The sequence below is a fragment of the Streptomyces sp. ADI95-16 genome (assembly GCF_003721495.1).
Lineage (GTDB): Bacteria > Actinomycetota > Actinomycetes > Streptomycetales > Streptomycetaceae > Streptomyces > Streptomyces goshikiensis.
In genome coordinates this window covers 1,603,445-1,622,544 of sequence record NZ_CP033581.1, presented here as the reverse complement: position 1 = coordinate 1,622,544, position 19,100 = coordinate 1,603,445, and the positions used below count along the sequence as shown (strand labels likewise).

Below are 19,100 nucleotides of genomic sequence, written 5' to 3'. Positions count from 1 at the left end.
CGCCGCACCCCGCGCAGTCCCGGCCCGCTCATGGCCCGCCCGCCACTACGGCAGCCGTCGTCGTCCGCCGCGGATACGAGACTTCGTCGGCCTGGGCGCCCGGGCAGGGCACCTCACCCTCGCGCCCCGCTGCGACGGCGGTCCGTCAATGCTCTGGACCGGCGGGGGCCGGTGGCACGGTGAGCTGGTGGGCGTAGCGTCGTATCCGGGCCGAGGCGAGGGAAGCCGGCGTCCGCCGAGGACTGTTGCGCAGGGACGCCTTGATCAGCTGGAGCAGCTGAAGGCTGCCGCTGCACGTCCAGCAGCAGGCGATGTGCGCCGCCACCCTCGTCCGGTGCGCGCCGCTCAGCTGGCCGTCGGCGTACGCCTCGACCTCGCCGCGCAGCAGCAGATGCCGTATCTTCTCGCGGCACTCGGCCCACACCTGCCCCGGTCCGGGGACGCCCTGCTTCCTCATGCACCGGAAACCCCGCCCGCGGTGCGACGCATTCCACCGGTATCACTGCCGCCCGTGCGCGGCTTTGCCGCCTGGGCGGATGCAGCCGGATACGGGATATAAGGGAGCGATGGAATGTGCACTGCGGCGCAGGGGGTTTCTGCTGTGTGGAAGACCAAGTGACAGCGGCGCCCGACCCGGCGGACCCGCGGGGGAAGGCGTTCGCGGCCTATGTACTGCCCGAGGTGGAGGTGCTGCTGCGGGTGGCGATGACGTTGACCGCGCAGCCCGCCGATGCCGAGGACCTGGTGCAGGACACCCTGTTGCGGGCCTACCGGGCCATCGACAGGTTCGACGGCAGGCACCCGCGGGCCTGGCTGCTGACGATCATGCGCCGAGCTGAGATCAACCGGCACCGACGGCGCCGCCCGCACCTGCTGGACGACCCGGACACCGACCTGGACCGGCTCAGCTCCTCCGGCTTTCAGGGGTCGGCGGAAGAAGTGGTGGTCGGCCAGGCGTTCGACGAGGTGGTCGACTCGGCTCTGTCCGCGCTGCCGGACAAGCACCGGCAGGTGGTGCAGCTGGTCGACATCGACGGGCTGACCTATGCGGAGGCCGCGCATCTGCTGGACGTACCCGAAGGGACCGTGATGAGCCGTCTGCACAGGGCCCGCAAACGGATACGGGCGCGGCTGGCCGCGGCAGGACTGGCACCGAAGCGAGGTGTGATGTGAACAAGCGCTCATGGTGGGCCCGCCGGCCCGGCGAACGCCGGATGAACTGTATCCAGGTCGCCCGGGTGCTGCAGAGCTACCTCGACGGGGAAAGCGACGAGGTGACCGCGCGCAGGGTGGCCGCCCATCTGGAAGACTGCCGTCGCTGCGGTCTGGAGGCATCGGTCTACCGGGAAATCCATCATGCTCTTGCCCGCCGGGCGGAACCGGATTCCGACGCGGTGGCGCGGCTGCGGCAGTTCGGACAGTCGCTCCTGGGTGAGGAGGGCGGCAGCCCGGACGCCGCGGCGCCGCCTGGCGGGGCCTGAGCCCGGGCTGCCCGCGGGGGGAGCCCGGCAGGTATCCGAGACGTCACAGGATCCAGCCCAGCAGACCCGGTCCGCCTCCGTGGTAGTGCCCATCTGGACACCTCCCGCCGGTCCAGCAACTGCCGGACGGCGGGAGGGGCCGCCTTTCAGCTGGGGCAGGCGGGGCGGCACGCGGTTCGAACACCGTGGCAACTGCGGGGGCATCTGCGTGGGATCAGGGCTTTGACCTGCGAGAACCAGCCATTGAGGTCGTCTTCCGAGGGTATGTCACTGCGGACGACACCTGTAGAAGGTGAATGGCGGGATAGGCCCGCCCCACCTTGCAGGAGCACCCTGTGGCGAGCACCGCCGACGACCCCGAGCAGCCCCTTGTCCAGGCCAGAAGGTCCCCCTCCGTGGACCCCTCCTTCACCCCCTCCGCGCCCCGACGCCAAGGGCCGGGCATTTCCGCAGGTCAGACACGGCGGAAGGGGGGTCGCCGCAGGTCCGACAACCCTCATGTCCAAAGGAGTCCCCAGCACAGGAGGACTTCGACCGGGCCTCGACGCCGGGAACTGCTGCAAGCGCTGGGGATCTTCCAGAGGGCTACGCCCGACCAGCTGTGGAAGCTGACCCGTCCGGACAACCAGCACGACAAGCTCGTACGGGACAACCTCCTGGATCTGGAGGAGCACCACCTGGTCAGGATCGAAACGGTCCGGGAGGACCAGCGGCAGGTGTGGGTGCTGACGAAGCGAGGACATGGCGAGGCGAAGAAGCTGCTGGAGCCGAAGGGCATACGGATCTCGGTGCTGCGGGAGGAGAAGTACGACCCAGTCACCGGGAAGCTGCTCGGCACCAGCTACGACGACCATGCCGCGGCGGTCGCCTCGACCGCCGCCGAACTCCACCGCGCAGGCATCGGCCACCGCCTCGGCTTCCAGACCGAGATCGCCCACCGGCTCGCAGACGGCTACGTGCAGCGGGCGGACCTGGTCGTGCGGGCACCGGAGGCCGGGGTGCCGGTGCTGCTGCTGGAGATCGACCGCCGTACCGAGGACGCGCACGACCTGGTCGTCAAGCTGCGCCGGTACTGGGAGTGGGGCCGGCTGCTGCCGAAGGACGCGGCCAAGCGCACGGTGGACCTGGTCCGCTCACGGCCGGACGCGATCGAGCACGTCGATCACGAGCAGCGGCTGTGGCGCAGGTTCTACCCGCCGACCGGCCGGGAGGGCCTGGTCCCCCTCGCGTTCGTGTTCGCGGACACCACCGAGGCGAAGGTCGACAACGCGGTCGCCGCGCTGGAGGAGGCCGGCCGCCGCTACTGGGCGCCGCGCCGCTACGACTCCCTCTACGAGAAGGCCATCACCGCGCGCGGGACTACCGCCAGGCGGTCCCCGTCGTCGTCACCACCCTGGAGCAGCTGACGGAGCACGGCGCCGGTGCGGCGGTGTGGCGGCGGCTGGGACGTACCGGCGAGCAGACGCTTAACGACGCGCTCGACAACCCCGACGGCCACGCCCTCTACCGCGCCCAGGAGGCCCGCGCCGACGCGGAGGACCAGCAGCGCCGCGCCGCACAGCGGGAGGCGGAGCGCCCGGTGTGCAAGCGCTGCGGGCGGAAGTTCACGGACGAACGCTGGGAGGAGATCACCGTGCACCGGACCGCCGTACGGGCCGGGGACAAGTCCGTGTGTGGCCCGTGCCGCGCCGACGACGTCGCCCGCGAGGAAGCCGCCGCCGCTCCGCCAGAGCCGCGGGACGACCCCGAGCCGGACCGGGTCCGCGGATGGTTCCGCCAGCGGACCTGACCGTGTGCCCGCTGTGCGGCCGGCAGCCGCCAGGCCGCACAGCGGGACCGGCCCCGAAGTCACCGCACCACCGGGCGGGACGGGCCCATCCGACTACGGCAGCTCACGACCAATTCCGGTCACACCCCTGCCGAATGGCCAGAACTGGTGCCATGCTGGCGGTGCGTACCACTCCGCCACCCCCGGCAGAGAAGGCGCACCCGGCCGCGCCCTGCAATCCCCCGGCAGAGCGCGGCCGCGCCGCCCTCCCGGTCCTCCCCACGGGAGGCCAGGCGCGCGCCCGGATGGGCCTGCACAATGTCAGTGCCGTTCGGCCGGCTGGCCGGACGAACAGAGACGAACAGCTGCGCAACGGCCGCGTCTACGGCGCGGATCACGACAACCCGAACCCCGGGCCCGCTCCCGCACCGGACCTACGCCGTCCTGGTCGGAGGCCCGCTGGACGGCCTGCTGCTGGACATCCACGGCTGGCGGCCGGAGGAGATCGAGGACGGCGCCGCCCTGATGACCGAACTGTCCCGGTGGCCCGGCGGCCGCGCCTTGTACGACCCTCGCCCCGGCGCGCCCCGCACACCCGGGCCGGGCGTCGTGTGCCGCTTCTACTACTCCGGTGACACACCCCGACCGCCGGCACTGCGGTGCTCGGTCAGCTGGGCGGTGGTGTTCTCGATCCACTGCCGCGTCCACTCGACACCGGCCCGCCACCCGGGCTCCGTGCCGTCATAGCGGTCTTCGGCGTCGGCGCGGATGTTGGCGGCGAGGGCACGCAAGTCCTTCTGCGGTCCCTGCCGCGTTCATGGCCTGGATCATGTCGTGGCTGAGGTCACCGGGGCCGCAGTGTGCTCATCGCCCCATCCTGGGCGACCACCCCCGCTCATCGCCGTACCTTGAGGTCACCCGTGCCGGGAGCCGCCGGTGAAGCTCTGATCAGCTCGCGGTCTTCCGCGGCTGTCTCGGTCGCTGCGCCCGTTACCGTTCTTGAAGCCGGGGGAAGAGTTCGGCGAGTACGTGTTGTGCCGCTTCGATGCCCTCTCTTCCGGTCAGGGGCTGGTCGGGCTTGGGGTCGGGCACGTCGACGCCCATTCCCTTGCCGAGTGCGGCCACTCCTCCGAGGAGGGACTTGCCCAGCAGACCCAGGGGCGCGTCCATCGGCACGAACGACTCCGGGCCGGCGGGGACGGGCTGGGCTGTCACCTCCGGCCAGTCGTCCTGTGCGCGAGGAGCCGGGGAGGTGAAGATCCCTGCGAAGCTGCGCGCGCTCGCGTCGCGGGCCGTCAAGGGCGATCCGAGTTTCCACCGCTCGCGCATGGTCGCGATGAGGGAGGTGGCCCGGTACTCCTCCCTCACCACGGTGCGCTCGGGGATCCACGCGGAGATCGCCAGTGTGGGGATCCGGACTCCGGAGCGGTCGAAGGCGAAGCCCATCTGGCCAGGTGCCGGCTCTCCGGTCGGCGGCACCGCCGTCGGCGGAGGCACGTGGTCGTAGGTGCCGCCGTGCTCGTCGAAGGTGACCAGCAGGGTGGTGTTGAGGTGGTTGGAGCCGTTCGCGGTCGAGGAGCGGATCGCCCGGTAGATCCGGGCGAGCAGTTCCTCGCCTGCGATCAGGGAGGACGGCGGGTCGGCGAGGATGCGGTCGGGCTCGGCGATACCGCGCGACTTCGCCATCGTCTCCAACAGGTAGCCGAACGGGGGGTGCATGTCGTTGTGTGCGTAGCCGATGATCTGCGGCTCGATGAACGAGTACGTCGGCAGGTTTCCCTTCTCGACGTCGTCGAAGAACTGCGCCGTCGAGACGAAGTGGGTTGCGAACTTGGGCCGCAGACGTGCCGCGTGGATGATCCCGGTCAGTGAGGCGTGGCAGGGCGGGTCGCAGTACACCCGCCAGCTCAGCCCGGCCGCGTCCAGCCGGTCGAAGAGGGTCTCGGCCGGATTGTGGGCCGGGAACGCGTCCAGCGGCGGGAAGTTGATCACGTGGCCGGAGGAGGTTCCGGCGTGGAAGAACGACCGGTTGGGGAAGGTGCACGAGGGAACCTCGCAGAACCAGTGGTCGAACGTTGCGAAGCCCCGGGCGATCGCCGACATCACCGGCATCTGTTCGGACGTGTAGCCGGTCATGATCTTCGCGTACTCGTCGTACGAGGGCATCCGGCCGTTCTCGAACAGCAGCATGCTCGCGTAGTCGGCGATGAACCCGTCCATCGTCGCCGGCCGACCGGTCGGCGGGGCGTTGAAGGACCCGCGAGCCTCCGCCTGGCCGCGGTTGGCCTCATCGAGAATGCCGAACAACTGCGTGTTGACGTGGTGAAACTCCTCGCCGGGATCCGGCGCCGGCGTATTCATGTCCCCGGCCACCCCGTACGAGACAGGACCGCGCGCCCCGTCCGGCAGCCACGCCGGAATCGGGTTGCTCAGCTCCTTCCCGAGCACCCCCTCGAACGCGTCCACCTCACCAGGCTCGTAGAGCCGACCGAGCAGGTTGTCGAACGAACGATTTTCGAACATCACCACAACCACGTGGTCAAGCGCGTTCTCCGGACCCAGCCGCGCCATACGAACTCCTCTGCACATCAACCAGGCTCATTTACGGATTATCTATCCTTTTTACTTGTTTGTCCTAATGGGCTGTTTCACGCTACTGCCACGAGATCGGCGAAAGCTGCGACAACGAATCGCGTGCCGTGCAGTCCCCCTCCTGACCGACGCCAGGTCTCTGCGGCCTTCGCCCCCCGCAGCACAGCCGCCGGGAGTCAGCCTCAATCGGCCGTCACGCAGCGGGCGCAGACTGACCGCCGGCGCGTGCCTGCTCGGTGCGCCACGGAGCAGGCAGGGCAATGGGCCCTTAAGTAACTCCGCAGGCTGAGGCGCACAGGGGGGGGTTCACGGCCCGGCTCACGTGGTCCGAGGCCGAGAGGTTCTGCTTTCTGGGAGGCGCGGACCGTGACGTTGGTGGTCGGTGGCCTACGTGGGGCTGTGCCGGGGGGTGATGGGGGGGAGGTTGTAGGTTCCGTCGAAGACGGCGGGGCGTGGCTGGTACATCCGCAGGACCGGGCGGAAGGGCCCGGGCGGGGTGGGCAGCCAGTTGGCCGCTGCTGCCGGGTCGGCCGGCCGGTCGGGCTGGAGGTGCAGGGTCAGCGAGCCGTCACGTTCGTAGTGCAAGCCGGGGGTGCGGTCGCCGGCGGAGTAGCGGTTGATGGGGTTGGCGACGAGGTAGTAGTCGGGCAGGTCGTACATGGTGACCGACCAGAAGGCGTCCACCGGCGGAGTGGTCTGGAACCGCAGTGTGTACGCCTGGGTGCCGTCCAGGGGGCTGCCGTTGCCGTCGTTCCAGGTCATCGCGTAGGCGGCTTCGTAGCCGTGGTTGCCCCACAGGCCGGCGCGGGCGGAGGCCGCCCGCACGACCCGGGCGGTCGCCCGGTCGGAGAAGACCCATTGAGGGGTGTCGAGGGTGCCGGGCCCGAAGAAGTCGAGGTTGTAGTTGAAGGCGTCGTAGGCGAGCTTCCAGCCGTTCTGCTCCGGGCTGCTGCCGTGAGTGGTGGCGTACTCCACCCGCTCCTTGCCCGCGGTGTGGCCGGCCCGCAGCGCCTGCTCCAGTCCGGCGGGCGGGTCGGTGTAGGGGCTGGAGGTGTCCAGCAGCCCCAGTGGCGCGAATCTCTGCTGGTAGTCCTGGTCGGCGCCGGCGGGCGGGAACGCCCGCATCCGGGTGCGGAGCTTCTCGAAGAACAGCAGCTCGCTCCCGTCGACGGCGGCCTCCGGCGCGGGGAGCCCGGCCGGCGCGGCACGGTCACCGAAGGGGGCCAGGGCGGTGGCCTGCTGCAGGGTTCGGACGGCGGACAAGTCGTCGTGGCCCTCGCATGCCCAGCGGCCCACGATCGAGGCCACCGAGGTCGGCGAGGTGATCCGGACCGTACCCGCAGGAACGTCGCCGCTCCAGCCCGGGCCGGTGAGCAGGAACGCCCCGGCCGCGGTACCGGTGGCCCGGCGGCCGACGTAGGCGAAGTTGTTCGTCCACGCGTCGACGAACTGGAACACGTAGTACCGCCCACCCGTGTCGGGCACCCGCAGCAGCAACGGGCCGCCACTCAGATCCAGCTGCGCCATGGAGTAGACGGTGTCGTTGTTGATGCTGACGAAGGTGTCGTCAGGCCCTGCCAGGGTGTCAGCATGGCTGAACCTGTTGAAGGCGGTCGGGGCCAGCGACCCCATGCCCTTGCGGGTGAAGCGCTCCACCTCGTCCAGGTTGAACACCAGCGGGAAGCCGTACACGTACGCCTCCGCCGCCAGAGCCTCAAGATCCGACACCGTGCACCGCCCTCTTCTGCGACCAGCCCGAACCGCCATCGTCACCCGGACCACCTCGGCCCGCGACCGGGACGCACCGGGGAGCAGCGAGCCATCACGGTGGCCCCTCTGCCGGGCCTGTCAATCGCAGGGCCCTGCCGCACATCCGGCAGCAACGCAGTGCCAGACTCCCCTCCATCAGCTGCAGAGTGTGCGAATAGTGGACTGAACTCGATGTGGAATTTGAAGGCGAGCCCTTAGCTTGACTCTGAAGCTTCTATAGATCGTCAAGCTGTAGCAGACGGCCGGATCGCGTCGCTGAAACCGCTGGTGAGATGGCGGTAGACCTCTCGCGCGACGAAGCGCTTGAGGCACCTGAAGATGTCCTTCGTCTTGAGTCCTTCGAGGGTGCGTCGTGCGACGTAGTTGCGGGTCCGCGGGTCGTGGCGCATGCGGACCAGCACGATTGTGTGCAGGGCACGGTTGGCCTGGCGGTCTCCGCCACGGTTGAGCCGGTGGCGGTCCGTGCGCCCGGACGAGGCCGGCACGGGTGCGGCGGCGCACAGGTGGGCGAAGGACGCTTCTGAGGCGAGCCTGTCGGGGTTGTCTCCAGCGGTGACCAGTAGCTGTCCGGCAGTCTCGGTCCCGACGCCCAGGAGCGCGAGCAGGCCGGGCGCGGTGCGGGAGATCAGGACGCGCAGGTCAGCGTCCGCGTCCGCTATCTCCTCGCTCAAGTGCAGGTACCGCTTGGCCAGGCGCTTGAGGGCGATTTTGACGGCCGTGCCGGGGTCGGCGAGTTCGTCGCCGGGACGGCTGGCGGCCAGCCGTCGGACCAGTTCGGGGGTGGCCAGCGAGCGTAGTGCCTCGCGTACCGCGGCAGGCGCGGTGATGATCAGTGATTTGATCTGGTTGATGGTCTGGGTGCGGGACTTGACGGCGCTGGCACGTACGACGCGCAGTCCGCGGATCGCCTCGACCGCGCCATCGCGGTTCTTCGGGGTTCCTGTGGCGCGGCCTGCGAGGACCGCGGTGGCCGCGGCGTAGGCATCGATGGAATCCGACTTCCCCGATGCTCGGCGAGCCCGACGATCGGGTCGGTCCACTTCGACTACGGCGATCTGGTTGGCTCGGAGGTGACGCCCGAGTTCGGCGCCGAAGGAGCCGGTGCCCTCCATGCCTACGACAAGTACTCGGCCGTGGGAATGCAGCCACTCCAGCAGGTCCCGGTAACCCGCGGGCGTTGTGGGGAACCCCTTGGTGCCCAGGTACCGGCCGATGGTACGGCGGCCTGATGAACGTCGGTGTGAGTGTCGATCCCGCCGATCACCTCGATGGGCTGTGACATGGTGGCCGGGTTCCTTCCGTGCGCGGCGAGTGGGCTCGCGCGCACCGGTCGGCAGACGGACACGACTGTGATGGGACCACACGGGTCAAGCTTCTATGAGGTCACGATCGCCGGCTGGTGCACGAGACGGCACCGCTCGGAGGGCCGACGATTCAGAGTGAGGACAGCCGAAGCGTCAATCGGGGATCGGGTCAGACCCTCGACCGGTGCCTCCCCATCCTCACAGTCGGGGATCTTGGAGTCGCCGAGGTCAGCTGCCCAGGGTTCGCCAGGACTTCGGCCGGGGAATCTCGCGCTGGTCGAGGTAGCCCTGGAAGGCGGTCGGTCGGCGGGGCGTGGGGGGCCTCGGTCGGGGACAGTCCGCTGAGGCGCTCGATGTTGACGGCGATGGCGGTCAGGGCGTGCTGGATGTGGGCCTTTCCTGCCCTCGGTAGCGACAGCGCCGCATGCCGTCGCCGTGGGCGTGGGCGAACTCGTTGACCGTTCCCTCCACTCCGGAGCGCACCGCATGGCGAGCCTTCCACTCGGGCGTCTGCTGCTCGGTACGGACGCGAAGTTGCAGGTCGCGGAGCTCTTGCGGGGGAAAGCCCACAGTGCGGGCGCTGTCGGCGGTGCTCGTGCACTGGGCTCGGGCCGGCAGGGGCGACACTGAGCCGCCGTACGAGACTTATGGCCCTGACCGGCCCTCCAGGTCGGCGGCTGTGGCGGCGGTCTCGGGTGCCTGCTCTTCCGCCGCCCTCTCCTCCTCGGGGTCCTGGCCGCGTGCGGCGTTGAGAGCGTCGACCGCGTTCAGGGCGTCGCCGATCGTCACGTAGTCCACGGCGATGAAGTTCACCGGCCGGCCTCGCTGCGCACGGCAGCGGCGGGCCCGGTCCAGGATGAAGGAGGAGGTGTTGACGCGGGCGGCGGCGGGCCGGCTGCCGCCTGAGTCGGTGACGAAGTTGTTCATCAGGAAGAGCCGCTTGCCGCTTCCGCCCCGGTGCTCCGCGCAGTTCATGAGCTGGGGGCTGGCGTATGAGAACGGGGTCTCCATGGCGTAGCGGTAGAAGTTCCGGTAGCGCGGGTCGGGGCCGTCGGCGCGCTCGGCGAAGACCATCAGCCGCCGGTCCTCGGCGATCATCTCGCGCAAGGTCGGCCAGGGGCCGTCCGGGTCCTGTGGTGGGGTGGCGAGGAGCGGGCCGAGTCCGGCTTCTTCCAGTGCGGCCACCGTCTGCTCGCCGGTGATGGCGTCTTGGACGATGAAGGTGACCACTTCGTCCGGGTTGGCGCGCATCCACGCGCCGATCGCGCGGAGGGTGTCGACCAGGGGGACGGCCCCGGCCCGGCAGAGGGAGTGGCACAGCCACAGGCCGGGGCGGGCGGGCGCGTACCGGTCGATGAGCGACTCCAGCATCCGCCGCCGGCCGGCACCGCCCTCGTCGTCCGCTGTGAGACGTGCGGCGATCTCGGTCCCACTCTCCCAGGTATAGGTGTCCAGCATCAGAGCCCTGACGCCGAGGTCGAGCTGTGTGGTGATGTTCGGGTCCTGGAGGGGGCCAATGAAGTGGGCGGAGGTCGAGGACATGGCGTTGTGGGCGGTGAGGTAGGCGATCCGGTCGTAACCGCGGTCGCAGAGCTCGATGGATCCGTTGCAGCGCTGGTCCTGGTCCGGGGGGCCGCCGGTCGGGACCGGCAGGAAGGCGGACAGTCCCAGGGCGGCCGCCACGGACACCGCCGCCACCGCGTTGTGCATACGGGCACGTGAGAGCGGGGCGGGCTCCGCCCGTGCCGCGTCCCGGGGTACGGACTGGGCCCTGGCCCTGGCCCTGGCCCTGGCCGTGACCGCGACCGTGACCAGCAGGACCCCCGCGATCACCGGCACCGCCGCCGCCAGCAGCCACAGGCGGGAGAAGTCCCCGACGGCTTCGGCCTGGAGGTCCGCAGTGAGGGCGCGGAATGAGGGTGCCCAGTTTCCTTCCCCCGCGGGGAACGGCTCGGGCAGGGCCGCCCGGACGAGGAGGCAGCCGGCGATGGAGATCAGCCCGCCGGAGGCCAGTGCCGAGCCCGGGGCGCGCAGTCGGCCGAGGCGGTGGGCGGAGGAGGTCAGCCACAGCAGCAGCATCCCCGACAGGACGGCCACCCCGGCGAGGGTCAGGGTGCCGTTGACGCTCAGGGCCGTCAGGGTCCGGATCTGCGGCAGCGGGCCGAGATGGACACTGGTGTCCTGTGCCCTGATGTCGATCAGGAGGTCGAAGGGTCGGTCCTGGCTCTGGGCGGCCAGCCCGGCGCGCGCCCCCTCCACCGCGTCGCCGAATGCGTCGGGTACCAGCAGGCCGATCAGTTGGACCGCATCACCGGTTTCCAGCGCGGCCATCACAGCCGGGCGCAGCTCCGCTCGGGCGGCGTCCGTGCCGGCGGGCAGCAGCTTGAGGATCGCGTCGGCCAGGGCCGGAATCGCGTCCGGGGGGACCTTGAGCGTGGGGAGCCCTTCGGGGCTGCGCCCCTCGGCGAGGTCGTCGAGGGCCTGCTGCACACCGGCGACCAGCGCGGGGGCATTAGCCGCGGTGACCGTCGGTACGTCACCGATGAGATCCCCGGCGAAGACCTCGGCGAGGCCGGCGAGGTTGTTGGCGACTGGTTTGAGGTCGATGAGGAAGTGAAGCTCCTCCTCGTCACCCCTCAAATAGGCGACAATTCCCTGTACTTGGGTGTCGGTCATGCCGCGCAGGGTGGCGGGTGGGAGGGCCAGGCGGAGGTTGGAGGAGATCTGGTTGGGCGGGACCGGGAGCCGGGCAAGCAAGTCTCCCCGGATGTCAGCGAGCTGCGGGTCCACCAGCACCTCGTCGTAGACGCGGTGGTAGGCGCGCTGCCGTTCCAGTACCGAGTCGTACCAGTCGTGCTCCAGGACGGTAACGCGGATGACCCCGAGCAGACTGACCACCAGTATCCCGGCGGCCACCAGCCCGGCCGCTACCGCGCGCAGGGCGAGGCGACCGTACCGGGCCCTGCGCGTGAGCGGGGTATGTAGGGCCGAGGGAAGCATGGGCACCAGGAAACCGCACTTGGCGGGGAAATCCCAGGCGCTGGGACCGGGCACCTGCGTGAGACCCGGGGTGTTGCCGGGGGCTCCTGGGCGGCAGAGCCACGGACGATGAGTTCCAGCTGGGAGACGTACTCGCCGCGCTGGACGGCGGTGCCGCCGACCGCCTCCAGCAGCGCACACCGACCCGCCGCCGTCGCCCGTACCGGCTGCCGTACGGTCGTCAGCGGCGGGTCGGTGAACGCGATCAGCGGGGAGTCGTCGAAGCCGACGACCGAGACGTCCTCCGGTACGCGCAGACCCCGCTCGCGTGCCGCCCGGATCACGCCCAGCGCCATCGGGTCGCTGCCGCAGACGAATCCCGGTGCAGTCGGCCTCCAGCAGGGCGCTGGGGAAACATGATCGAAGGTGATCAGCTCTTCCTCGCGCCGTACGAGGTGGAGTGGTCAGGGACATGGGCTCCTACGCCGTGAGATATGTGCACGGCTTGGGAGGCCCTCACCCGATCAGGTGGGAAAACGCTCCTCGGATACCTTCCGGACCGAGCTGCTGTAGGGGCTTGGCCTGCCAGTTCTTCTCACCGGACAGGCCGTCGACCGAAAGCGGCCTCCCCGCCGGGCGCGACCGGCAGGCCACACTGTCGCATTGTTGCCTGCGGCCGGGTACGCCGACAGTTCCCGGCCCAGTGCCGGCTGACACGGCGGCATGCGCGGTTCTGGTGCAGAGCCGGGGCCTGACGCACCCGACGCGAGAGGTGAAGTGGATGACCGACACCGCCCGCGTGAGCGACGAGAGCGTAGCCCCGGGGGCCGATACCGCCCCTGACGCCACCGCCGCAGCTGCCGGTGGTGCTCGCCGGGCCGGCGGGGAGCACCGCGAACACCGCCTGCGGCCGAGGCTGTCCGCGGCGGAGCGGCGGAGCGTGCTGGACGCGCTGATGGTGCGGCCCTCGGCGGAGGCGCTCCGGCGCTTCATCGTGCTGCTGTGCCTGTCCGTCGTGGTGGCGACGGTGGGATTGTTGCAGGACTCCACGGCGGTGGTCATCGGCGCCATGATGATGGCACCTCTGATGGCCCCGATCATGGGCGTGGCCGCTTCCCTGGTCATGGGCTGGGGCGCGCGCCTGCTGGGCGGACTGGCCGTCGTCGGTCTCTCGACGGTCGCATCGATGGCCATCGCGTGGGCCATGACGGTCCTGATGCCCTCGGCCGGGTCGACGATGCCCGCCGAGGCGCTGGCCCGCTCCAGCCCGGATGTCCGTGACCTGCTGGTCGCCCTGGCGGCCGGGGCGGCCGGGGCGTACGCCACGGTCCGCAAGGAGGTCTCCGGGGCACTGCCGGGTGTGGCGGTGGCCGTGGCCCTCGTCCCGCCGCTGTCCTCCGCCGGTGTTCTGATGGGTCGCGGGCAGCCCGAACTGGCCCGCGGCGCGGTACTGCTCTTCGCCGCGAACCTCTTCGGGATCGTCCTGGCCGCCGCCGTCGTGTTCGTCCTTACCGGCTTCATGCCCGCCGCCCGGCTGCGGGCCAACCCGGCCAGGCTCGTGCTGACCCTGGCCCTGATCACCGTCCCGACACTGGCCGTCGCGACGGTGCTGACCGCTCGGTTCATCCACTCCGCCGATCAGGCCCACACCCTGCAACTCGCCACCCAGTCGATCACCCGATGGCTCGGCCCGGACGACGACCTCAACCGCGTGACCCTGGTCGGCTCCAAGGTCCAGGTCGGCATCACCGGTAAGGCGGCGCCGCCCCTGCAGGCCCTCACGGAAGACCTCGGCAAGACCCTCGGCCACGCCACCACCGTGGACCTGCGCTGGACCCCCTCCACCGACGGAACCTCCCGAACCCCCGCCCGCCCGGCCCTGACCATCGAGCAGGCCCAGCCGGTCGTCGAACACTGGCTCGCCGAGCAGTCCCTCGCCCTCGACGGCCTCGCCTACAACGACGCCACCCTCGTCGTCTCCACCTCCGGCGACCGCCCCCCGCACCAGGCCCGCGACCTCGAAGCGGCCATCGCCACCCACTTCACCGCCCACCCGCCCGTCAGCCTCGCCTGGACACACCGCACCACCCCCAACGCCGTGGCCGACAGCCCGAAAGAAACCGAGAAGACAGCCCGGACAACCATCGCCGCCTGGACCGAGACCCACCCCGGCCAGCACCTCCTCACCGTCTCCCAGACCGGAACCGCCCTCACCGTCACCCTCACCGGAGAAGACAAACCCGACACCGGGACACTGCAGGAACAACTGCGCACCGCCTTCCCGAGGAACCCCGTCACGATCCAGTGGCTGCCCACCACCATCCTCGGACAGACCACTCCCCGCCCGGCCGCCTCATTCCCCGCCGAGGCGGCCCCGGACCGAACCGTCCGCTGACATCCGCCCGCCACACCAAGTCACCACCCCGGCAGCCTGTCATGCCACCGAAGGTGAGCTGCCGCGCTCACCCACCATCGGCGAGAACCGCCATCAGGACAGCGCGGACACCCCACGGCGATGCTCTCGACCCTCCGCACGTTCCAGGCTTCTACCTCGGCGCGCTCGCGGGATGCTCCTCGGGGCCCGAGGCCGTCTCACCGTCGCGACCGTCGAGTTCCGCTCCCCGCTCGACGCCCCCGTCGCCCGATGCCTCCCACCAGACTCCCGAGGCAACACCGCCCAGGCAGCGGCCCGTCCAGTACCCGTCGAGCTCCGCCGAGCACACGACCCGCTCCAAGACCGGGCACCTGGTCAATGCCAGTGTCCCCGAACGGCTCCGGGAGCGGGCCACCACCCTGACCACGAGCGACGGGGGTCCACCTCTCGGCCATCGAACCCGGTGACGGCCCCCGCGGCATCCTGCTCAACCATGAACAGGGCTACAGCATCTGCTCCTTCCTCGGCATCGGGGAGGAACTCGCCGCCCGCGGATACCGTGAGCTGCTCCCGGAGTACCGCAACCACGGCGCCTCCGAGAAGACCATCGACACCGCCCATGTGGCGGACCGGGACGCCCGCGCGGGGCTCGCCGAGCTAAAACGGCTCGGCGCTCAGTGAGTCCTCGTCGGCGGGGCATCGTGCGGCGGAACCACGGCGGCCATCGCCGGAGCCGACAGCGATCTTCCGGTCGTGGGGCTGCTCGTCATGTCCTCACCGGCCCAGTGCGGCGGCGACGGAGTGGCCGCCGTGAGGAAGATCAGCAGCCCGTCCCTGTTCGTCGTCTCGCCCGGTGACATGAACGGTGCGGTGGAACGCGAAGTCCGCAGTCTCCATGCGGCCTCGGCCGGCATCGGAAAGGAGCTCGTCATCCACAACGGCGGTCACCACGGCACCGACATGATCCGCAGGGACGGAGCCCGGGGAAATCAACTCCAAGACCGGGTCCTCACGTTCATCGAGAGTGCCTACGCCCGGTCCGCGTGAGCCAACAACCCTGCCCCGTCACCGCTCCTGGCGCCCGGTCCGCGTGAGACCGCGATGCCGTACGTGACCAACCCGCCCCGGCCTCGGGGGTCTGGTGACCTCCCTGTCGGCTCCCGGCGACGGCAGTGCCGATGTCCTGACGACGCAACGGCCGACAGGGACGCTCGGCGTGGACGGCCTGCTGCCGGGCCGCGTTCGCGGATTGCGCACCACCGGTCACCGGTTGTGGGGGCGGTCGCCATCGGGCTGGCTCTGTTCGCCGCACCAGCCCCGGATGTGAAGGGCCGTGGCGGCCAGCATGGAGGCCCAGACGAGGGCGAAGCACCACATCAGAAGCGGCCAGGAGGTCGCGGCGGCAGCAACGAGCAGCACGAGGGACAGGGCCGCCAGCACGCAGATCCCACCTGCCGTGGGCCTGAACGGGTCTGCACCCCGCCAGGTGTCCGCCGCGCTGTGCGGCCTGGCCGGGAATGTGTTGCCTTCGGACAGCGTCTGCTCGATCTCGGCGAGGATCTTGCGTTCGCGGGACGACAGTCGCGGACCGTGGTCCATCGTTTTCACCTCCGCTCCTGCGGATCCGTGGGGAGGCTGGACTGCGCGCCTGCTGGTGCGCCGTCTGTGCCGTTCGGGCTGGCATCACCGGCGGTGAACGGGGGCCGTCCTCTCGGGGAATCCGGCTGGCCGTCGTGCGGCTCGCCGTGGATGCCGGGCAGCTTCCCGGTGACCGGCCCGGGCGAGGCCGTGGCCTACTGCGCGTGAGGGCCGCCGGCTCGTTCGAGGAAGCGCAGGAGTTCGACGGGGAAGGGCAGAACCAGGGTGGAGTTCTTCTCGGCGGCCACGGCCACGACGGTCTGCAACAGCCGCAGCTGGAGGGCGGCCGGCTGTTCGGACATGACCGCCGCCGCCTGGGCGAGCTTCTTGGACGCCTGGAGTTCGGCGTCGGCGTTGATCAGGCGGGAGCGCCGTTCACGGTCCGCCTCGGCCTGGCGGGCCATGGAGCGCTTCATACCCTCGGGCAGGGAGACGTCCTTGATCTCGACGCGGTCGATGGTCACGCCCCACTCGACGGCCGGACTGTCCATCATCAGCTCCAAGCCCTGGTTGAGCTTCTCCCGGTTGCACAGCAGCTCGTCGAGGTCGGACTTGCCCAGGATCGAGCGCAGAGAGGTCTGGGCCATCTGGGAGACGGCGAATCGGTAGTCCTCCACGCGGATGATCGCGTCTACCGGGTCGACGACCTTGAAGTAGATCACCGCATCAACCCGCACGGTCACGTTGTCCCGGGTGATGCCGTCCTGGGCCGGCACCGGCATCGTGACGATCTGCATGTTCACCTTGTGCATCCGGTCGACCACGGGAACGACCATGGTGAACCCCGGACCGCGGACGGATCCCATCAAGCGGCCGAAGCGCAGCACGATCCCGCGCTCGTACTGCCTGATCACCCGGGCAGCGGCCGCCAGGTACAGCACCGCGCCGATGCCCGCCACGACCAGAGCAGTAAGCAGTCCTTGCCGCATGATCATCACCGACAATCACGGAACTTTACTTCTTCTTGGGATTCTTCCCGCTCAGCCGGGGTGTAGACCCTGGCCGCCGGCCCGGTACCGGTCGGCGCAGTGCCGGGTTCGTCGCAGGCCAGGTGTGGAACTGGGGCGCCGGGGCAGCCGCCGTGGGTAAGGGTGCTGATGCCGGAGAGCCGCTCCGCACACGCGGAGAGCCGGGAGGTGTGCATCCTGGTCTTGGTGGCGAAAGCCGAAGCCTTCGTCGTCGGGGCGTCGGTCGTTCCTGGCCGCCGTCGTGTTCTCCGCCGCCAGGCGCTGTTCCTTCCCTGAGCACGCCTGTGTGCGGGGTTACGGTCCGGCGAGCCCGCACGGAGGCGGACTGGAGATGCCGTGAATGACGTTGCCGGGGGTGTGGTGGTCGGTGTCGTTGATGCCGAAGAGCTGGTGCCGGTGGTGCGGGCGGCCGCCTGGGAAGCGCTGGCCCACGGCGGTGTCCTGCGGGTCCTGCACGCGGTGGAGTGGCCGCTGCCGCACGGCTCGGAGGAGGCGGGGACGGATCATGTGCAGCGGGCGGAACGGGTGATCGCTCCCTTCGCCGAGCTGGTGGCGGCGGACTTTCCGCAAGTGCGGGTCGTTCCCGATATCGTCTCGGGTTCGCCCGCCCCGGCACTCATCCGGCGCTCGCACGAGGTGTCACTGGTCGTGGTGGGGCACCGGGGATCGGGCGGACTTCCCCGGCTTCCGCTCGGATCGGTCGCGCTGCAGGTCGCCACACATGCCGCATCCCCTGTCCTGGTGATCCGCCCGGGCGAAGAGCCGGATCCCGGCCCAAAACGCAGGCGGGTCGCGGTTGCGGTGGAGGTAGGCGGCGTACCGGCCGAGGTGATGGACTTCGCCATGGAGGCGGCGATCCGCCGAAAGTCGGACCTGGACGTGATCCACGCGGTGGCCCCTCCGCTGCTGTCGGGGGCCGGCACCACTGGGCCCGCGCTCACGGACCATCAGGCCCTGCGGGACAGCGCGGCGCAGGCACTGGAGCGCGAACTCGCCGCGTACCGGCAACGGTGGCCCCGGATGCGGCTGTGTGTGCAGGAGGGGCGGCCGGCGAGCGTCCTGGTCGAGGCATCGCGTACGGCGGTGCTGTTGGTGGCCGGCACTCGGGGCCGCAGCGGGCTCAAGCGGCTCGTGCTCGGCTCGGTCAGCGGCGAAGTCCTCCACCACGCCCACTGCCCGGTCGCCGTCGTACCCCAAGCCCCGGAAGACGAGGAACACCCCGACGAGCCCTGACAGCCGGCGCAGGTCGGGGCGGCCGGTCAGTGCCTGAACCAGGCTTCCGTGGACAGTTCGGGCTGGATGCCGCGCTGGATGCGGGCGAGGACCACCGAGCTGGACAGGAGCCCGACGTGGCTGAGTCCTTGGGGGAAGTTTCCCAGGAACGAGCCGTCCGAGGGGTCGATCTGCTCGGGCAGCAGGCGCCCGGCGACCCGGCCGGCTGGGCCGCCGGCGGGCCGCCCGCACGGCCTGGCGACGCCCTGACCACGGCATCTGGACGGCGGCAGCGACCTGGGCAGGATCGTCGACGTCATCATCGAGACCGGACACACACCGACCGTGGCCGGCTACGACCTCGAGGCTGCCGGACGCGGCCACCAGCGGGTCCTGCTGCCCGTGGTCAAACCCGTCGCCATTTCCGGCGAGATGGTCCTCGTCCCCGACGCCGCCGGCGAATTCACCGCCGGAGACCTGGCCGGGTTCGCCGAAGCGGCCCGCGGATTGCGCACCCGCCTCGAACAGGAGGCGTGACGATGCCGCTGTTCAGCCAGACCAAGGGCCGGGGCGTCATCGCCCTGTCCACCGCCGAAGCCCTCGCCAGCGTCACCGGACTCGCCCTCGCCCCCTCGCCCGCCCGCATCGCCGCCCTGCGCGTGAAGACCAAACGCCCGGGCACCCTCGTCACCTGGAACCACGTCCAGGCGTTCGGACCCGACGCCATCACAGTCCGCTCAGCCGACGACATCCAGACCGAGGACGACACCAAGACCCCGGCGGACAAGCAACACGACCCCCTCGGCAAACGCGTCCTGACCGAAACCGGACACGACCTCGGCACGGTGCAGGACATCGAGTTCGGCGCAACCACCGGCCACATCCAGCGGCTCATCCTCGACAGCCAGGACGTCGACGGTGAACGCCTCCTCGGCGCCGGCAGCTACGCCGTCATCGTCGCCACCCTCTGATCCACCGGCACCCGTGCGCGGAGCGCTGTACGGTCAACGGCCC

18 protein-coding genes and 3 pseudogenes are annotated in these 19,100 nt (G+C 70.4%); 10 read left to right on the top strand and 11 right to left on the bottom strand.

What is annotated here, in order from left to right:
• Positions 1 to 145: 145 nt before the first annotated feature.
• Positions 146 to 457: an anti-sigma factor gene (locus EES41_RS06845; protein WP_123076540.1), complete on the bottom strand. Its 312-nt coding sequence runs from the start codon at positions 455 to 457 to the stop codon at positions 146 to 148.
• Positions 458 to 615: 158 nt separating this feature from the next.
• Here EES41_RS06845 and EES41_RS06840 point away from each other — a divergent pair, with 158 nt between their 5' ends.
• The 5 genes and pseudogenes from EES41_RS06840 to EES41_RS06825 form a co-directional block, all read left to right on the top strand.
• Positions 616 to 1,173 carry an RNA polymerase sigma factor gene (locus tag EES41_RS06840; RefSeq protein ID WP_164495771.1) on the top strand — a complete coding sequence of 186 codons (558 nt, stop codon included), beginning with the start codon at positions 616 to 618 and terminating at the stop codon, positions 1,171 to 1,173.
• On the top strand, positions 1,170 to 1,481 hold the full coding sequence (locus EES41_RS06835; protein ID WP_254211356.1) for an anti-sigma factor: 312 nt from the start codon (positions 1,170 to 1,172) through the stop codon (positions 1,479 to 1,481). The genes EES41_RS06840 and EES41_RS06835 overlap by 4 nt, the downstream gene beginning before the upstream one ends.
• 335 nt (positions 1,482 to 1,816) lie before the next feature.
• Positions 1,817 to 2,887 (top strand): replication-relaxation family protein, encoded by a 1,071-nt coding sequence (locus EES41_RS42840; protein ID WP_254211355.1) that lies wholly within the window; start codon positions 1,817 to 1,819, stop codon positions 2,885 to 2,887.
• Between the two features lie 23 nt (positions 2,888 to 2,910).
• Positions 2,911 to 3,270, top strand: coding sequence for a hypothetical protein (locus tag EES41_RS42835; RefSeq protein ID WP_254211354.1), 360 nt, complete (start codon positions 2,911 to 2,913; stop codon positions 3,268 to 3,270).
• Between the two features lie 284 nt (positions 3,271 to 3,554).
• Positions 3,555 to 3,891, top strand: a pseudogene (locus EES41_RS06825) (hypothetical protein); the annotation flags it as partial.
• 348 nt (positions 3,892 to 4,239) lie between these two features.
• Here the strand turns inward: EES41_RS06825 and EES41_RS06820 are convergent.
• From EES41_RS06820 to EES41_RS42825, 6 genes and pseudogenes are all read right to left on the bottom strand, one after another.
• Positions 4,240 to 5,820 carry an alkaline phosphatase family protein gene (locus EES41_RS06820; protein ID WP_302186151.1) on the bottom strand — a complete coding sequence of 527 codons (1,581 nt, stop codon included), beginning with the start codon at positions 5,818 to 5,820 and terminating at the stop codon, positions 4,240 to 4,242.
• A gap of 408 nt (positions 5,821 to 6,228) precedes the next feature.
• Complete coding sequence (locus EES41_RS06815) at positions 6,229 to 7,569, bottom strand: DUF1254 domain-containing protein (protein ID WP_254211353.1); 1,341 nt, start codon at positions 7,567 to 7,569, stop codon at positions 6,229 to 6,231.
• A gap of 266 nt (positions 7,570 to 7,835) precedes the next feature.
• Positions 7,836 to 8,893 (bottom strand): annotated as a pseudogene (locus tag EES41_RS06810) (IS110 family transposase).
• Between the two features lie 394 nt (positions 8,894 to 9,287).
• Entirely contained in the window at positions 9,288 to 9,542 is a 255-nt protein-coding gene (locus EES41_RS42830) for a transposase (RefSeq protein WP_302186150.1), read from the bottom strand.
• 18 nt (positions 9,543 to 9,560) lie between these two features.
• On the bottom strand, positions 9,561 to 11,921 hold the full coding sequence (locus tag EES41_RS06800; RefSeq protein WP_164495769.1) for a hypothetical protein: 2,361 nt from the start codon (positions 11,919 to 11,921) through the stop codon (positions 9,561 to 9,563).
• Between the two features lie 83 nt (positions 11,922 to 12,004).
• Positions 12,005 to 12,299, bottom strand: a pseudogene (locus EES41_RS42825) (substrate-binding domain-containing protein); the annotation flags it as partial.
• A gap of 376 nt (positions 12,300 to 12,675) precedes the next feature.
• On the opposite strand from EES41_RS42825, the gene EES41_RS43790 reads away from it, so the two are divergent.
• Positions 12,676 to 14,289, top strand: a complete 1,614-nt coding sequence (locus EES41_RS43790) for a DUF389 domain-containing protein (protein WP_164495768.1) — start codon at positions 12,676 to 12,678, stop codon at positions 14,287 to 14,289.
• Between the two features lie 151 nt (positions 14,290 to 14,440).
• Here EES41_RS43790 and EES41_RS42295 read toward each other — a convergent pair whose 3' ends face one another.
• Positions 14,441 to 14,629, bottom strand: coding sequence for a hypothetical protein (locus tag EES41_RS42295; RefSeq protein ID WP_216827247.1), 189 nt, complete (start codon positions 14,627 to 14,629; stop codon positions 14,441 to 14,443).
• 392 nt (positions 14,630 to 15,021) lie between these two features.
• Between EES41_RS42295 and EES41_RS42290 the strand changes: the two genes are divergently transcribed.
• Positions 15,022 to 15,315: a hypothetical protein gene (locus EES41_RS42290; RefSeq protein ID WP_216827246.1), complete on the top strand. Its 294-nt coding sequence runs from the start codon at positions 15,022 to 15,024 to the stop codon at positions 15,313 to 15,315.
• A gap of 216 nt (positions 15,316 to 15,531) precedes the next feature.
• On the opposite strand, the gene EES41_RS06780 is transcribed toward EES41_RS42290, so the two are convergent.
• On the bottom strand, positions 15,532 to 15,867 hold the full coding sequence (locus tag EES41_RS06780; protein WP_123076528.1) for a DUF3040 domain-containing protein: 336 nt from the start codon (positions 15,865 to 15,867) through the stop codon (positions 15,532 to 15,534).
• A 194-nt stretch (positions 15,868 to 16,061) separates the two neighbouring features.
• On the bottom strand, positions 16,062 to 16,835 hold the full coding sequence (locus EES41_RS06775; RefSeq protein ID WP_123082313.1) for a slipin family protein: 774 nt from the start codon (positions 16,833 to 16,835) through the stop codon (positions 16,062 to 16,064).
• A gap of 375 nt (positions 16,836 to 17,210) precedes the next feature.
• On the opposite strand from EES41_RS06775, the gene EES41_RS06770 reads away from it, so the two are divergent.
• Positions 17,211 to 18,107 carry a universal stress protein gene (locus EES41_RS06770; RefSeq protein ID WP_254211351.1) on the top strand — a complete coding sequence of 299 codons (897 nt, stop codon included), beginning with the start codon at positions 17,211 to 17,213 and terminating at the stop codon, positions 18,105 to 18,107.
• A gap of 26 nt (positions 18,108 to 18,133) precedes the next feature.
• On the opposite strand, the gene EES41_RS06765 is transcribed toward EES41_RS06770, so the two are convergent.
• Positions 18,134 to 18,406, bottom strand: a complete 273-nt coding sequence (locus EES41_RS06765) for a hypothetical protein (protein WP_164495640.1) — start codon at positions 18,404 to 18,406, stop codon at positions 18,134 to 18,136.
• A 25-nt stretch (positions 18,407 to 18,431) separates the two neighbouring features.
• Here EES41_RS06765 and EES41_RS06760 point away from each other — a divergent pair, with 25 nt between their 5' ends.
• A complete protein-coding gene (locus EES41_RS06760) occupies positions 18,432 to 18,623 on the top strand; it encodes a hypothetical protein (protein WP_216827245.1) in 192 nt (63 codons plus the stop codon).
• A gap of 2 nt (positions 18,624 to 18,625) precedes the next feature.
• The gene (locus tag EES41_RS06755) at positions 18,626 to 19,057 is read left to right on the top strand and encodes a PRC-barrel domain-containing protein (protein WP_123076524.1); all 432 of its coding nucleotides are present in this window, start codon (positions 18,626 to 18,628) and stop codon (positions 19,055 to 19,057) included.
• The last annotated feature ends 43 nt before the right edge of the window (positions 19,058 to 19,100 follow it).

Excerpts from the sequence above, each read along its gene's own strand:
- EES41_RS06845 (WP_123076540.1), bottom strand. The coding sequence starts at position 457 with ATGAGGAAGCAGGGCGTCCCCGGACCGGGGCAGGTGTGGGCCGAGTGC.
- EES41_RS06820 (WP_302186151.1), bottom strand. The coding sequence starts at position 5,820 with ATGGCGCGGCTGGGTCCGGAGAACGCGCTTGACCACGTGGTTGTGGTG.
- EES41_RS43790 (WP_164495768.1), top strand. The coding sequence starts at position 12,676 with ATGACCGACACCGCCCGCGTGAGCGACGAGAGCGTAGCCCCGGGGGCC.
- EES41_RS06780 (WP_123076528.1), bottom strand. The coding sequence starts at position 15,867 with ATGGACCACGGTCCGCGACTGTCGTCCCGCGAACGCAAGATCCTCGCC.
- EES41_RS06775 (WP_123082313.1), bottom strand. The coding sequence starts at position 16,835 with ATGCGGCAAGGACTGCTTACTGCTCTGGTCGTGGCGGGCATCGGCGCG.
- EES41_RS06765 (WP_164495640.1), bottom strand. The coding sequence starts at position 18,406 with ATGACGTCGACGATCCTGCCCAGGTCGCTGCCGCCGTCCAGATGCCGT.
- EES41_RS06755 (WP_123076524.1), top strand. The coding sequence starts at position 18,626 with ATGCCGCTGTTCAGCCAGACCAAGGGCCGGGGCGTCATCGCCCTGTCC.